The sequence below is a fragment of the Psychrobacter sp. AT9 genome, assembly GCF_047272965.1.
Taxonomy (GTDB): domain Bacteria; phylum Pseudomonadota; class Gammaproteobacteria; order Pseudomonadales; family Moraxellaceae; genus Psychrobacter; species Psychrobacter glaciei.
The window spans coordinates 568,120-583,131 of the sequence record NZ_JBKOTW010000001.1 but is presented as its reverse complement, the minus strand read 5'-3'; the positions used below and the strand labels follow the sequence as shown (position 1 = coordinate 583,131).

The following is a 15,012-nucleotide window of genomic DNA, read 5'->3' as shown; positions in this document are numbered from 1 at the left end:
AAAATGCAGCCATTATGACGACTGATCTCACAAATAAAAAAAATATTCTTAAGAAAAAACCAAAGCAAAAAGTGCTTTCTATAGTTAAAACCTTGTTGATATATGGTTTGATGTTTGCCGTTATTTATACCGCCATCAATTGGTGGCGACAACCCGTCATGCCAGCCAACCCACAATTGCAATTGATAGACTACCAAGGACAAACGGTTGATTTAGCGGCACTGAGTCAGGAGAAGCCGACACTGGTATATTTTTGGGGTACGTGGTGTTCAGTCTGTAGTTTCACCTCGCCAACCATAAACAAACTTGCCGCCGCAAATAATTATCCAGTCGTTACGGTGGCCATTAAATCAGGCACTGATCAAGAGCTGCACCGCTACCTTAATGAAAACAGTTATCGCTTTACCACGGTCAATGATCAAGAAGGAGAGATATTTGCTGATTGGCAAGGGCAAGTCACGCCTTCTTATGTCATCTTAAAAGATGGCGAGATGACGCAAGGATTGACAGGTATTCAACCACTCTGGTCGCTTAAATTGCGCTTGTGGTTATCCTCCGTTTTTTAGACCTACGCCAATTAGGTATCATCTAGGGTCTGTTGACCAATCAAGCTTGCCAGACCTATGATTGAATGAGCAAAGTATTTATGCTGACGTAAATTTGGTTTTGGCTAAAAACAGGACGATACTGACCAGCTCTTTTTACCCTTCCCGTTTTGTCATATAATAGCTGCCGTTATCATCGGTGCTAGACTAATTATTCTGATAAATGCATTTTTTGTTGCAATCGTCCCGTTAGTATTTATTATGGACGTAACTATTCACAAGCAACCTATTGTAAGCAACGTTGTCTAAGACAAAAAACGAGTATCGATTATCAAATATTTGACCCCATATTATATTTAACGTTAAGCTTAAATTTCACACCTGACTTTACATCAATTTTTTAGTCACTTTTTAACCTATCTTTTAACCTACTTTTTAAAAAGACACCTTCTATGACTGATAAAAGTACTGATACGCCAAGCCAAGACTATAAAGACACGCTAAATCTTGCCGATACGCCCTTTGCCATGCGCGCAAACCTTGCCAAACGTGAGCCAGATTGGCTGGCTGCGTGGGAAGCGGATGACGTGTACGGCAAAATTCGCAAGGCGCGTACAGGTGCGACCAAGTACATTTTGCACGATGGCCCTCCATACGCCAACGGGCAGATTCACTTGGGTCATGCGGTCAATAAAGTGCTCAAAGACATTATCGTAAAGTCAAAAACCTTATCAGGCTTTGATGCACCTTATGTGCCCGGTTGGGATTGTCATGGTCTGCCTATCGAGCAAAAGGTCGAAGCCAAGGTCGGCAAAGTCGGTCAAAAAGTCTCTGCGACTGAATTTCGTGGTCTGTGCCGCGAATATGCAAGCACGCAGATTGAGCTACAAAAGGCAGACTTTAAACGTCTGGGTGTGTTTGGTGATTGGGACAATCCTTATTTAACGATGAACTTCCATCAAGAAGCCAACATCGTACGCGCACTGGCCAAAATCCATGACAATGGTCATGTCACTCGCGGTATGAAACCCGTTAACTGGTGCTTGGACTGTAGCTCTGCGCTGGCTGAGGCCGAAGTGGAATACCAAGACAAAGTCTCAGATGCGATCTATGTCAGTTTTGATGTGCTTGATACCGAAAAAGTTGCCGCATTGAGCGAAATCGACGGTAATATCGCAGCGGTCATTTGGACGACGACGCCTTGGACATTACCAGCTAACCAAGCCATCGCCGTACATCCTGAGCATGACTATAGTGTGGTGGCGACTGAAAAAGGCAACTTCTTATTAGCGACTGATTTGGTTGAAAGCGCACTGACTGAGTTTAAACTTAGCAATGAAGGTGTATTGGCAACTGTATCCGGACGTGAGCTTGAAGGTCTACGCGCCCAGCATCCACTGATTGTAGACCGTCAAGTGCCACTTATCTTAGGCGATCACGTAACCACGGATAGCGGTACTGGCTTAGTCCATACCGCACCGGGTCATGGTCTCGACGATTATATCGTTGGTCTGAAATATGATTTACCAGTTGAAAACCCAGTGAGTGGTACGGGCGTCTATTTAGACAGCGCGGCGGTATTTGCGGGCGAGCATATCTATAAAGCCAATCCAAAAATCATCGCTGCCCTACATGACAATGGTCATCTCGTTAGCCATACCAAGATTGAGCACAGCTATCCGCATTGCTGGCGTCATAAGTCGCCGATTATCTTCCGCGCCACGCCGCAGTGGTTTATCAATATGGAAACCAAAGGTTTACGTGAGCGCGCGCTTGCTGATATTCCAGCGGTCAATTGGACGCCAGCATGGGGACAGAACCGCATTGAGTCAATGATGACGGGTCGCCCAGATTGGTGTATTTCACGCCAGCGTACATGGGGCGTACCGATTGCCTTTTTCACTCATAAAGAAACGGGTGAACTACATCCAAACACGCTTGAACTCATGGAAACTGCCGCACAAAAAATTGATGCAGGCGGTGTGGAAGCTTGGTTTGATGCCAGCTGTGAAGACTTTTTGGGTGCGGAAGCGGCTGACTATGACAAAGCGACTGACACATTAGATGTTTGGTTTGACTCAGGTACGACGCATTTTGCCGTACTGGAGCAACGCGATGAATTGACCAATCCTGCTGATCTGTACTTAGAAGGCTCGGATCAACATCGCGGTTGGTTCCAGACGTCGTTATTAACCTCTGAAGCCATGTACGAGCGTCCTCCGTTCAAGCAAGTATTGACCCATGGTTTTGTGGTTGATGAAAACGGTCGCAAGATGAGTAAATCACTCGGCAATATCATCACGCCACAAGAAGAGATTAACAAAACAGGTGCAGACATGCTGCGCTTGTGGATTGCGTCGAGCGATTATCGTTATGAGATGAGCGCAGGCAAAACGGTCTTTAAAGGCGCAATCGACATGTATCGCCGTATCCGTAATACCTTGCGTTTCTTGCTTGCCAATACCGATGACTTCGATCCAGCAACCAATAGCATTGATATTAATGAGCTGGTCAGCCTTGATAAGTTTATCATTGAGCGTACGCAAACGGTGCAAGCACAAATCATCGACGCCTATGATGCGATGGATTTCCACCAAGTCACTCAACTTATTGCCGCGTTTTGCTCGCAAGACTTGGGTAGCTTCTACTTAGATATTATTAAAGATCGTCAGTACACCACCCAGACTGATGGACAGCCGCGTCGCTCTGCGCAGACGGCTATTTATCATATCGCCCAAGCGTTGATTCGCTGGATTACGCCGATTTTGTCGTTCACCGCCCAAGAAGCGTGGGAAGTGTTAGAAGGTAAAAACGGCAATGAAGCAGGCTATGTGTTTACCGAAGAATGGTATACCTTCCCAGAGTTTGAGCTAAGTGCGATCAGTACTGATGATTGGCAACGTATCATGCTAGCCAAAGATATGGTGAATAAGCATATAGAAACCGCGCGTGGTGAAAAAATCATCAATGCTAATTTATCTGCTGACGTTGATTTGTATGCTGACGGTGCGATGCATGAAAGCTTAGCCAAGCTTGGCGAAGAGCTGCGTTTTGTACTTATTACCAGTAGCGCAACCTTAAAACCGATGAGCGATGCTCCTGCTGCTGCTAAGAATGACGCCACAGAGCAAGCTGAAAGCAGCACTAAAGAAGTATCAGACTTAGTAGTCAATGTGAGTGCCGCGACTGGTACCAAATGCGTGCGCTGCTGGCATATCCGTAATGACATCGGTACCGATAGCGCACACCCTGAACTATGTGCTCGCTGCGTCACTAATGTCACGGGTAACGGCGAGGTGCGCCACTATGCCTAACACGACACCTAACTCAGCGCCCAACCCAACAGAGCCACCTGAAGACAAGCAGCCGCAGTCTAAGGTCGACCACTCGCCAACCCCTGCCCATGCAACAACGGGCAGCTCAACGACACCGAGAAGTCGCTTAACTAAAGCACCAAAGATGCTTGCTAATGGCAGTCGTGCTTTTATGTGGTATCTGGTGTCACTGGTTGTACTTATCATCGATCAGTGGACGAAGTGGCTGGCAGAAACTAACCTGACTTTTCATGAGCCAGTGCCTGTTATCGAACCGTTTCTTAATTGGACTTTAGCATACAATTATGGCGCTGCTTTTAGCTTTTTGGCGGATGCAGGCGGTTGGCAGAAGTGGTTTTTTTCGGGACTTGCTCTAATCATGTCGCTGTTTTTAATCATCTATCTGATTAAAGCACCTCGTAAAGCCACGCTATTATCGCTCGGACTGGCTTTAGTGCTTGGCGGTGCAGTTGGTAACTTAATAGATCGTCTGCTACACGGTCACGTGATCGACTTCATTCATGTACACAATGCTGACGTTTGGCATTATCCGATATTTAACATCGCGGATATGGGCATCAGTATCGGTGTCGCGATGATTGTCATCGATATGCTATTTTTAGAAAAGAAGCGTGAGGTTTAGCGCTTATAATCGTACATAGTTTTTAGATTTAAAAGGTGGGTTACGAATAAGTAACCCACCTTTTTTGTTGTTTGTTAGCCATCTTTTTTATATCAGAGAATCAAGCAATTCTTTCAAAGCCTCTAAACCGCCACCTGCCAATAAAAACAATAACCCTGCCATGTTAATCACCACGGTCAAATAATACGCCATGCGAAACTCAGGTTTTTGTGATTTATGCCGCAAGTAAGTCTGTGCGACCATTGCTCCTACCCAACCACCCAACGCACTGAGTAGATGCAACGTTGACTCAGGCGTGCGCCAAGCGCCACTTTGCGCAGCGGCTTTGTCTTTGGCATACATCATATAAGTAATCAAACCCAAAGCTACATACCAACCCACGACCAGCCAGCTTAGCTTATTCATGGCCGCTAATAGAGCTAAGACACCATAAAATCCCACACCAAGGAACAAGCGTTTTTTCTGTCCTGCTTCAAACTCCGCTTGATGACTACGCTTTGCATTACGATGACGGATTTGCTGATTCTTTTGTGCCATTTTCTGTTGCACAAAGCTCAGCTCTTGCACGTCTTTTGCCTGCATTCGCCCTTGGCTATCTTGCCCAAGCGTAAAGACGACTTGCTCACCCACTTCAGGGCGACGGCGTGCTTTAAATTCATTGATATGAAAGAATACTGAGTCACCCTGCTCAGTGTCGATAAAGCCAAAGCCTTTGTCGTCTTGCCACTTCTTAATGTGGCCTTGTTGCTTATTTGCCATGGTTCCTCCAAACCTAATTTAGACTTGCCAAATATAGTACACTATTTGCGTTACACTATTTACGCTTACAACCTTTCTCAGATGGCTTATCATTTCTTATATTAATTTTTTGACCTGAACTTCTAATCCCGCAACAGATGGCTTTTGACTATGACCGACTCACAATTTATCAATCCCAATGAAGACACGCGCATCACTTTTGGCAGTCTGGTAAAGCTGCATTTTGAAGTATCATTAGAGAACGGTACGATGATTGACTCTACCTTTAGCCGCGATGCGCCTGTGACGCTGACCATTGGTGACGAGAGCTTACTACCCGGTTTTGAACAAGTATTAATGAACCTGCGTGCGGGTGACACCCGCTCTGCCCACCTTGATCCAGAGCAAGCATTTGGTGATTGGAATCCTGACAATATTCAGCATTTTAGCCGCCCTCAGTTCGCGCTGGTCGCTGATAACCCTGAAATTGGTATGATGGTAGAATTTGAAGATAAAGGCAAAAATACCCTACCCGGTACTATCAGTGCCATCGATGATGATCAAGTCGAAGTAGACTTCAATCATCCACTCGCTGGGCAAGCCGTATTGTTTAAAGTAAAAATATTCAAAGTGACACCGCCCGGTGTAACGGGCATAAAGCTCATGTAAAACAATTCATTTAAAAACACTCTGTTGAATGAACGATAAGGATAAAAAATGCAATATCAAAAACTGCCACAAATTAATGAAGACGTTTCCAAAATCTGTCTAGGTACGATGACGTGGGGACAACAGAATGATGAGACCCAAGCGCATGAGCAGATGGACATGGCGCTAAGCGAAGGGGTGAATTTTTGGGACACGGCAGAGATGTATCCATCGCCGCCGGACAAAGACAAGCAGGGCGATACCGAACGCTTTATGGGCACATGGTTTAGCAAAACCAAACAGCGTGACAAAGTTATCCTTGCCAGCAAAATGTCACCGATGGATTTTTTACGCGACGGGCAAACGCGCTTTAATGCTGAGCAAATCAGCAGCGCCATTGATGGCAATCTTGAGCGTTTGCAAACCGACTATATTGATATTTATCAACTGCACTGGCCTGAACGCCAAGCGAATTTCTTCGGTCAGCGCGGTTATACTGAAGCGATGGCAGCGCAGTCACTAGACGATTTAACGCCTTTTTTAGAGACCATTCAAGCGTTAAATGATGAGATCAAAAAAGGTCGTATTCGTGCTTATGGGCTGTCGAATGATACTGCGTGGGGTCTGATGCGCTACCTATGGGAAGCAGATAAAAACGGCTTGATTGCCCCCATCACTGTGCAAAATCCCTATAGCCTGCTGAACCGCTTATATGAAGTCAATATGGCAGAGATTGCACATCGTGAAAATGTAGGTCTACTTGCTTATTCACCGCTTGGTTTTGGTGTGTTATCTGGTAAATATCTCGATGGCAAACGTCCGACTGGCGCACGTCTGACTATGTACGACCGTTTTGGGCGCTACGTAAACGAACAAGCCAAATCAGCCACTGAGCAATATGCCAAGATAGCCGCTGATGCAGGTTTGGACATGGCACAGATGTCATTGGCTTTCGTCAACTCTCGTCACTTTGTCACCAGCAATATCATTGGGGCAACGACTACCGAGCAGCTCAAATCCAACATCGATAGTGTCAATGTAGAGCTGACAGCAGACGTATTAGAGGCGATAGAAGCTGTACATACACAGCAGCCTAATCCGTCACCATAATCTGCCCTCTATCAGAGCGTAGTGGATTAAATTAAGTACGCTCTATTGAAGCTCCCACCAAAAAGGGCGCAAATCGCTAGCATTATCACTGCGATTCGCGCCCTTTTTTTGACTATTACTTCAACTGCAAATATTTAGTCTTTAGCCGGTACGTTAAGTACTCTTGAATGTAGTTCAGCCAACCCCTCTTGCATACGTAACTGCAATACATTGGTCAGCTCGCTTTTGCTACAGCCTGCTGGATCTATCGGCGCTAATGGCAATACATAAGCGGTTACGTCTTTGCTATCAAGCACTTTTTTCATGCTGTCCTTCATCGTCAGCTTGCCATAATATGGCAGTGCTTCGCTTAATGTACCGTCTTTATTGACATAAGCGATAACGATGGGGCGAACCGGAACGTCTGCTTCTATCGCTGCTTGTAGCAATGTCCCATGAATACGTTTGATTTTTTTACCATCGGTAGTCGTCGCTTCTGGGAAAAATATCACCGAAAATCCTTTTGCTAAAAAGCTAGCAATCTGCGCTGCCACCGAGCCTGCATCACCGGAACCACGCTCAATAAATACCGTACCTGCCGCATGAGCCAGCTTGCCAAATACTGGCCACTCACCGATTTCGGCTTTGGATAAGAAAAAGGCAGGACTCACCGTGCCCACGACCGGAATATCCATCCATGACACATGATTGGATACCCATAGACCATGATGCTGTTGCACTGGCTCAACTTCAACGACCTTGACCCCAAAGGAGCCTGCCATCTTACGACAAAATACTTGAATGTAGCGTGGCAGTTTTTCGCGTGGTGGCTGCTTAAATGCGCCAATACGCTGAGCAGCCCTAAGACCACCAGCGATCGTCGTGGTCATTCCCGCGATTTGTTTACCGCGACCCCATTGTTGTTTGAGTGAAAAGCCTGACTTAGCTTGGCTCATCTTCGTCCCTCATGATTGAATGTTTGGTTTTTAGATAGTTAAAAAAACGAGCTAAGTATAACAAAGTTCTGTCACTCAGTGATAGCTTGTTCACTCAGTGAGTGTTTACTTTTATACAAATGGGTAATGAAGCAGATTTATAGAAAATCAGCCACCATAAATGCTGTAACATAAAATCATCGCTAATTATGCCAATACGCTTTAATATCAAGTGATAAGACCACATATAGACAACCATCTGAACGTTATATCAAAGCTTACTGAATCAAAGCTTACTAAATTGATAATAGCGATTTATTTACTTTATTAATAGGTGATACTCTTTGGATTATTTTGAAAGACATGAAGGTGGCGAACGCGCCATTATAGTACATTTAGACATCCGCCAAATTCAAGATCCTGACGATCTAGGTGAATTTGAGCTATTAGCAGACTCAGCAGGGGCTGATCGTTTGGCGTTGGTCACAGGCTCACGCCAAAGACCCGATGCCAAATACTTCGTCGGTAGCGGCAAAGCAGCAGAAATAGCAGAATTGGTGCGCGAGCATGACGCTGATATCGTCCTTTTTAACCACAGCTTATCGCCATCACAAGAGCGTAATATCGAAGCCTTGGTGCAATGTCGCGTACTGGATCGTACTGGTCTGATTTTGGATATTTTCGCGCAGCGTGCCCGTACTTACGAAGGTAAGCTACAAGTAGAGCTGGCGCAGCTAAACCATTTATCGACACGTTTGGTACGTGGTTGGACGCATTTGGAACGTCAAAAAGGCGGTATCGGTCTGCGCGGACCCGGTGAAACCCAACTTGAGACCGATCGTCGCTTATTACAGACTCGTGTGAATCAGCTAAAAAGCAAACTGGAAAAAGTGCGCCAAACACGCGCTCAAGGTCGAGCACGTCGGCAAAAATCAGACGTGCCGACTATTTCACTCGTCGGTTATACCAATGCGGGTAAATCTACATTATTCAACCGCTTAGTCGATGAAAACATCTATGCGGCGGATAAACTATTTGCCACGCTCGATCCAACTTTGCGCCGTTTAGACTGGCAGGGTGTTGGGCGCGTGGTCTTGGTCGACACGGTTGGTTTCGTCCGTCATCTACCGCATGAGCTAGTCGAGTCTTTTCATGCGACATTAGAAGAGACATTAGAGGCAGATTTATTGCTACACGTCATCGACTCTTCTAGTGAAGACATGCACGAGCAAATTCAAGCAGTCAAAGATGTATTGGCAGAGATTGACAATGATGTGCCGGTACTCAATGTCTACAATAAGATTGATTTGACGGATGAGCCCGCCCATATCGGTTATGCTAGCGAAGGTCAACCCAACCGTGTCTATGTTTCCTCTAGAGAGAACCTAGGCATGGAAGGGTTGTCACTAGCTGTGCAACAGCTGCTGACTGGTGCTTTAACAACATTTGATTTGACTCTTCCTTATAATGCAGGTCAATTCAAAAGTACCTTGTATGAGCTGGGCGTCATTTTAGAAGAAAGCTACGATGATACAGGTCATGAATGCTTGACCATTCGTTTGCCGAGTGACAGACTCAGACAGCTCCTTGGTCAAGCCGACTTGAATCCTCTAGATGTATTGCCATTAGCACAAGCCACGCTACTGATGCCAGTCCTTGAAGAGTTCGAGCAGCCTGATGAAGATGAAGACGAAGACCAACTTATGACGAAAGCAGAAGAACAAGCTTTTGATGATTTTGATGCCCTTAACTCTGAGACGTTGAGCTCTGAGACATTGCACTCAGAAACATCAGAAGAAAAATAAGCGTAAAATTTGGGTGTATAGATTTGATTTGGATTTACAAATTCAAATAGCGTCTTCCCAAAACGCTTGGCTTCTCAATTAATAGGCCTTTTCATCAGTGGTTTCTTAACATAGAGTGTTAAATGATAAATGGACGGTATCAACGATATCGTCTATTTTTTTGACCTCCATTTTTTCACCATCATGTGTGACTAGATTTTTCGACTAAAAACTTAGAAGATCAATAACCAGTCCTAGCGTTTTAGAGGCTTTATTAGTTGGTTTGCTCTCTATATAATCAACTTTTATATATTTAACCCATTTAGACGTTATCGACTACGTTGAAAACATAACCGAGCAAAGACACCCCTCTTTGCTATGCTCTTGGCGCTACTGCCTACTCGATTTTATGAACATACTCTCTATCTCTGACTTGGCCAGCACTGCTTATGAACTCCACTCATTCCTCGCGTATGCCCCTATGGATGGCCGTCATCCTAACGTTGGTCATGATCATTTTTGTCCGTGAATCTGCCGTTATCATTTGTCAGTGGGCGGGTATCGAAAAGGCCGCCAATATCGTCGGTTTAATCGCGATGTTCTTTATCTTGATGGCATGGCGTTTACTTAAAGGCCTGCCCAGTTGGCTTACCCAAGCCAGTAATGTCTTATTGGTCGATAGTGGCTTTGCTTTTTTGCCCGTGTCAGCCGGTGCAGGCTTGCTATTATTCGCCTTAGGTGACGAGCTGTGGGGCGTGATGCTGACCATGTTAATCAGTACGCTCATACCACTATGGGGACTGGCTATTCTTGCCAACCACTGGCTAAGCGATAGCGCAAATACCAATACTACTCATAAGCAAAAACAGCAGCCTTGAGCTGTATAACCAAGGAAATGTAATGACTTTTGATAGCGTATTGATGGCGACCCTCGCAGCGATATTATTAACCTTGACAGCACATGTCATTGCCCGCGTCTTGGCTCGTAAGCTATCGTGGTTGCCAATGGTGATTACCGCGTTGATTCTTGTTCTTTTGTTCTTGTTTATCCTGCAATGGGATTACAATAATTATTATAGCGTTGCCAAACCTGTATTTGACCATCTATTAGGCTATGTCACTGTACTTTTAGCCGTGCCACTCGCGGCAATGAACTTCAAGGGTTTGCCAGTTAAAAAGCTGACTTTGATCGTAGCCATGGCCAGCGTAATTGGTGCATTACTACCTATGTCATTGGCTTATCTATTTTCCTTAAGCCACGACACGATACTCGCCTTTGCCACCCGTTCAGTGACCACACCCATTGGCTTGAGCATCGCCGATTTGATTAAAGCGCCACTGGCCATGGCCAACTTGATTATTATTGTCTCAGGTATAATCGGTGGCACTTTAGCGCGATTTTTGTTTCGTGGTATCGATGATGATCGTGCCAAAGGTTTGGCACTTGGCTTGGCAGCCCATGCTTTTGGCACAGTAGAAGCTTGGCAAATCAGTCACACTGCTGGTCGTTATGCTGCCTTTGGTCTGGCGGTCAATGGTTTGGTCACTGCCGTGTGGGTGCCTATTTTTATCAGTGCGTTTTCCATTTAATAGCGTTTAAAAAACCCATCATTATCTTAAATAACTTTTCGTCTTTATTGAAAATTTACCGTCGCAGTGAGCATATTGAGGCGTTTGTATCAGCTTAAAAACACTGAAGCAGACATGTAATCGATGTGCTTAAAAGCCTTAGTCTGTTGATTTTTTTACAAATTAAAGGCGGCTTTTGTGCTTTGTTCTGCTAATCCTATGCGCTAAAAAGTTATTATATGTTATAGTAAGCAACTATTATTTTTTGTATCTATCGCAAGTGGTTTCTTGTTAAGCGTGACCATTGCTAGGTAGCTATCTTCAATGTAGCTGTAAAATCCAGCAAACACGGTAACCGCTCTAACGCGCAACATGACGCGCCTATAGGCAAAACAATTTGCTATTATTCGATAAAAAGTGATATCTCTATGATAAGTATCTCCCCTTTGATTACCCGCTGTTTGTCTCCGCTTTTACTCAGCACCATTGCTAGTACACTTGCCCTCTCAACGCTTTCGATGACTGCTCACGCAGGCAATATGTATATCTATAAAGACAAAGGTGGACAAGTACTGCTCACCAATGTCAATCCTAGCGGCAACTTTGATAAATTCACCAAAAAAGTAAAGGTGACTTACTACAAAGACTCCAAGATGTATGATGGCAGTAATAGCAGCGGTAGTGATTATGGTAGCAGCACAGCAAGTAGTAGCGGTAGCCGCAATGCTTATGACAGTTATATTCGCGCCTCTGCCGAGCGTAATGGTGTAGATCCTGCCCTCATGAAAGCCATGATGCATACGGAATCCGCATTCAATCCCAACGCACGCTCACCTGTGGGTGCTCAAGGCCTGATGCAGCTAATGCCAGCCACTGCCCGCCGCTTTAAAGTGAGCAACCCTTGGAATCCTGCTGACAATATCGAAGGGTCTGCTAAATATATCGCTTGGTTGATGCGTCGCTTTAATAACAACGTCGAACATGCGGTGGCCGGTTATAATGCTGGTGAAGGCAACGTCGATAAATATGGTGGCATCCCACCGTTTAAAGAAACCCGCAACTATGTCAAAAGCGTGATGAGCCGCTATCACAGCTTATATAAAAATGACTCAGGTCTGTCTGGTAGTAGCATGAGCGCCAGCAACAGCAATACCACTGCTAGTAATGGCCTACAAAACGTCAGCTATGGCACTAGTAGCAATACCAATAGCGCCAGTTATGCCAATTCAGCGTATGCGGCATTACGTTAATATAACTGTTAATGATATAACTAAATCAGCAGACACAAAAAAGCCCGTTAATAAATAACGGGCTTTTTTATGCTTGATTGCTTCTTATGTCAAACAATCTATAAGTACTGAGCAAAAACAAACTCAGCACTTACTGCATTTTGAAACTTACTTATTAGCTAGTGCTTGAGTTGCAGCAACTTCAGCAGCGAAATCTTCTTGCTTCTTCTCAATGCCTTCACCAACTTCTAGACGTTTAAAACCAAGTACTTTTACGCCTTCAGCTTTCAATACGTCACCAACTTTTTTCTCATTGTCCATGACGTATGGCTGACGCAATAACGTTACTTCGTCTAGGTACTTACGTAGGCCACCTTCGATCATTTTTTCAACGATGTTGTCAGGCTTGCCAGATTCTTTTGCTTTGGCTTCGATGATGTCTTTTTCGCGCGCTAGTACGTCAGCAGCGACGTCTTCGTCATCTACTGCAACTGGGTTGAACGCAGCGATATGCATGGCAAGGTTTTTGCCAGTGTCTGCACTGCCGCCTTCATAAGATACCACTACGCCGATACGTAGACCATGACGGTATGCAGCAATGTTAGCGCCTTCAAGTACTTCAACACGGCGGATTTGGATGTTTTCACCGATTTTTTGTACTAAAGATACACGTGCTTCTTCAACGGTTTGACCATCGCCATAAGGCAATTCAGAGATAGCAGCAACGTCAGTCACGTTGTTCTCTAGAGCAATGCTAGCCACTTTTTCTGCAAATGCATTGAAGCTGTCATCTTTTGCAACGAAATCAGTCTGGCAGTTAACTTCTAGCAAGAATGCTTTGTTGTCGCCTTGAGCGATGATGATAGCGCCGTCAGCTGCGATGTTACCCGCTTTTTTAGCGGCTTTGGCTTGACCAGACTTACGTAGGTTATCAATGGCAGTTTCGACATCGCCGTTTGACTCTTCCAACGCTTTTTTACATTCCATCATGCCAAGACCAGTACGGTCACGCAATTCTTTTACCATTTTGGCAGATACTTTTACTTCTGACATAAGAGTTACCTTTTATATTGTTATGTATGGGAGTGCTTAACTTCTATTCAATATTTTCATACTATTTATAGAAACTATCTATAGGTACTATATTTTATAAGTACTATATTGCTCTTGTAGTGATGATTGCTATTGTGATGAGAGTGCTCATCGTTGCTTGTGATAGCAGAAGTCGTTGTGATAACAGATCTTGTGTATCATGAGGGCAACTATAAACGATAATACTCGCCTATTAACAAACAATCCATCAGCAATAAGGCATGACGAGTAAAACTACATCATGCCTATTGTGAGCTTGTACGTATACGCTGTTAATACCTTTATATGGATGCTGATAGCATAACTATTAATACATCCTTACAAAGGTAAACCTTTTAGGTCAGCTATTTATTCTGCTGGAGTTGCTGCTTCTTCAGTAGCCGCTTCAGCTGGTGCTGCTTCAGTAGCTGCAACAGGTGCTTCTTGCTCAGCTTTGCCGCCTGCTTGAGTCTGTGCGTATTCTTTACCAGCAATAATCGCATCAGCCATAGAAGTTACATACAAAGTCACTGCACGGATAGCATCATCGTTTGCTGGGATGATGTAATCAACGTTATCTGGGTTTGAGTTGGTATCAACGATACCGATAACTGGAATACCTAGATTTTTAGCTTCTTTGATAGCAATCGCTTCATGATCTACGTCTACAACGAAGATTGCGTCAGGTAGGCCGCCCATGTCTTTGATACCGCCTAGTGAACGCTCAAGTTTTTCCATATCACGAGTACGCTCTAACGCTTCACGCTTAGTAAGCTTAGCGAAAGTACCGTCTTCTGCTTGTTTTTCTAGCTCTTTTAGACGGTTGATTGACTGGCGAAGTGTTTTCCAGTTAGTCAACATACCACCTAACCAGCGATGGTCAACGTATGGCATGCCAGCGCGGGCAGCTTGTTCACGGATGATACCGCTAGCAGCGCGTTTAGTACCAACGAACAATACTTTGTTTTTCTTAGCAGCTAAGCCGTTTACGTAAGTCAATGCTTCGTTAAACGCTTTTACAGTGTGCTCTAAGTTGATGATGTGAATCTTGTTACGTGCACCAAAGATGTATGGTCCCATTTTTGGGTTCCAAAAACGTGTTTGGTGACCAAAGTGAGCGCCGGCTTGTAGTAAGTCGCGCATTTCGATTTTGGTTGGATTCTTTGTAGCCATGTGAAATTCCTAGTGGTTGGGTTATGCCTCCACATCACAAAAACTGCCTATCTAGCGACACGCATCTGCTGAGGGTCAATGCTTATGAATACCGCATTAACTTTTTGCAAATTAATCAAGTCGCCAAACACCCAGCAATTTTTTGCCATGATGTGTGTGTCATTGGTTGATGGGTTGGTTTAAAAAATGAGCTATGATTTGAACTTAGCGATAAACACTAAGTTATAAAATAGCTGCGCTGTATTTTATCATAAAAGTACAGCTTACTGCTAGC

13 protein-coding genes are annotated in these 15,012 nt (G+C 44.5%); 9 read left to right on the top strand and 4 right to left on the bottom strand.

All coding sequences use genetic code 11. From position 1 onward, the window contains the following. Window positions 1-14: 14 nt before the first annotated feature. The 3 genes from ACMFL8_RS02415 (at window position 15) to lspA (ending at window position 4,502) form a co-directional block, all read left to right on the top strand. Complete coding sequence (locus ACMFL8_RS02415) at window positions 15-566, top strand: protein disulfide oxidoreductase (protein ID WP_413189998.1); 552 nt, start codon at window positions 15-17, stop codon at window positions 564-566. A gap of 431 nt (window positions 567-997) precedes the next feature. Then, complete coding sequence (ileS, locus tag ACMFL8_RS02410; RefSeq protein ID WP_413189997.1) at window positions 998-3,859, top strand: isoleucine--tRNA ligase; 2,862 nt, start codon at window positions 998-1,000, stop codon at window positions 3,857-3,859. Next, window positions 3,852-4,502, top strand: coding sequence for a signal peptidase II (lspA, locus tag ACMFL8_RS02405; protein WP_413189996.1), 651 nt, complete (start codon window positions 3,852-3,854; stop codon window positions 4,500-4,502). Before ileS ends, lspA begins: the two co-directional genes overlap by 8 nt. Before the next feature lie 87 nt (window positions 4,503-4,589). Here lspA and ACMFL8_RS02400 read toward each other — a convergent pair whose 3' ends face one another. Further along, window positions 4,590-5,261: a DUF1294 domain-containing protein gene (locus ACMFL8_RS02400; RefSeq protein WP_413189995.1), complete on the bottom strand. Its 672-nt coding sequence runs from the start codon at window positions 5,259-5,261 to the stop codon at window positions 4,590-4,592. 150 nt (window positions 5,262-5,411) lie between these two features. On the opposite strand from ACMFL8_RS02400, the gene ACMFL8_RS02395 reads away from it, so the two are divergent. Both ACMFL8_RS02395 and ACMFL8_RS02390 read left to right on the top strand, forming a co-directional pair. Beyond that, window positions 5,412-5,909, top strand: coding sequence for an FKBP-type peptidyl-prolyl cis-trans isomerase (locus tag ACMFL8_RS02395; protein WP_010201752.1), 498 nt, complete (start codon window positions 5,412-5,414; stop codon window positions 5,907-5,909). 48 nt (window positions 5,910-5,957) lie between these two features. Beyond that, a complete protein-coding gene (locus ACMFL8_RS02390) occupies window positions 5,958-6,998 on the top strand; it encodes an aldo/keto reductase (RefSeq protein ID WP_413189994.1) in 1,041 nt (346 codons plus the stop codon). A 134-nt stretch (window positions 6,999-7,132) separates the two neighbouring features. Here the strand turns inward: ACMFL8_RS02390 and ACMFL8_RS02385 are convergent, their stop codons facing one another. Further along, a complete protein-coding gene (locus ACMFL8_RS02385) occupies window positions 7,133-7,933 on the bottom strand; it encodes a lysophospholipid acyltransferase family protein (RefSeq protein WP_413189993.1) in 801 nt (266 codons plus the stop codon). A 323-nt stretch (window positions 7,934-8,256) separates the two neighbouring features. Between ACMFL8_RS02385 and hflX the strand changes: the two genes are divergently transcribed. From hflX to ACMFL8_RS02365, 4 genes are all read left to right on the top strand, one after another. Further along, window positions 8,257-9,717, top strand: a complete 1,461-nt coding sequence (hflX, locus tag ACMFL8_RS02380; RefSeq protein WP_194620839.1) for a ribosome rescue GTPase HflX — start codon at window positions 8,257-8,259, stop codon at window positions 9,715-9,717. A gap of 428 nt (window positions 9,718-10,145) precedes the next feature. Further along, entirely contained in the window at window positions 10,146-10,574 is a 429-nt protein-coding gene (locus ACMFL8_RS02375) for a CidA/LrgA family protein (protein WP_189582666.1), read from the top strand. Between the two features lie 22 nt (window positions 10,575-10,596). Further along, complete coding sequence (locus ACMFL8_RS02370) at window positions 10,597-11,286, top strand: LrgB family protein (RefSeq protein ID WP_010201757.1); 690 nt, start codon at window positions 10,597-10,599, stop codon at window positions 11,284-11,286. Window positions 11,287-11,693: 407 nt separating this feature from the next. After that, complete coding sequence (locus ACMFL8_RS02365; protein WP_010201758.1) at window positions 11,694-12,515, top strand: lytic transglycosylase domain-containing protein; 822 nt, start codon at window positions 11,694-11,696, stop codon at window positions 12,513-12,515. 147 nt (window positions 12,516-12,662) lie between these two features. Here ACMFL8_RS02365 and tsf read toward each other — a convergent pair whose 3' ends face one another. Beyond that, window positions 12,663-13,547, bottom strand: coding sequence for a translation elongation factor Ts (tsf, locus tag ACMFL8_RS02360; RefSeq protein WP_010201759.1), 885 nt, complete (start codon window positions 13,545-13,547; stop codon window positions 12,663-12,665). Between the two features lie 387 nt (window positions 13,548-13,934). Beyond that, entirely contained in the window at window positions 13,935-14,738 is an 804-nt protein-coding gene (gene rpsB / locus ACMFL8_RS02355) for a 30S ribosomal protein S2 (protein ID WP_010201760.1), read from the bottom strand. Window positions 14,739-15,012: the final 274 nt, after the last annotated feature.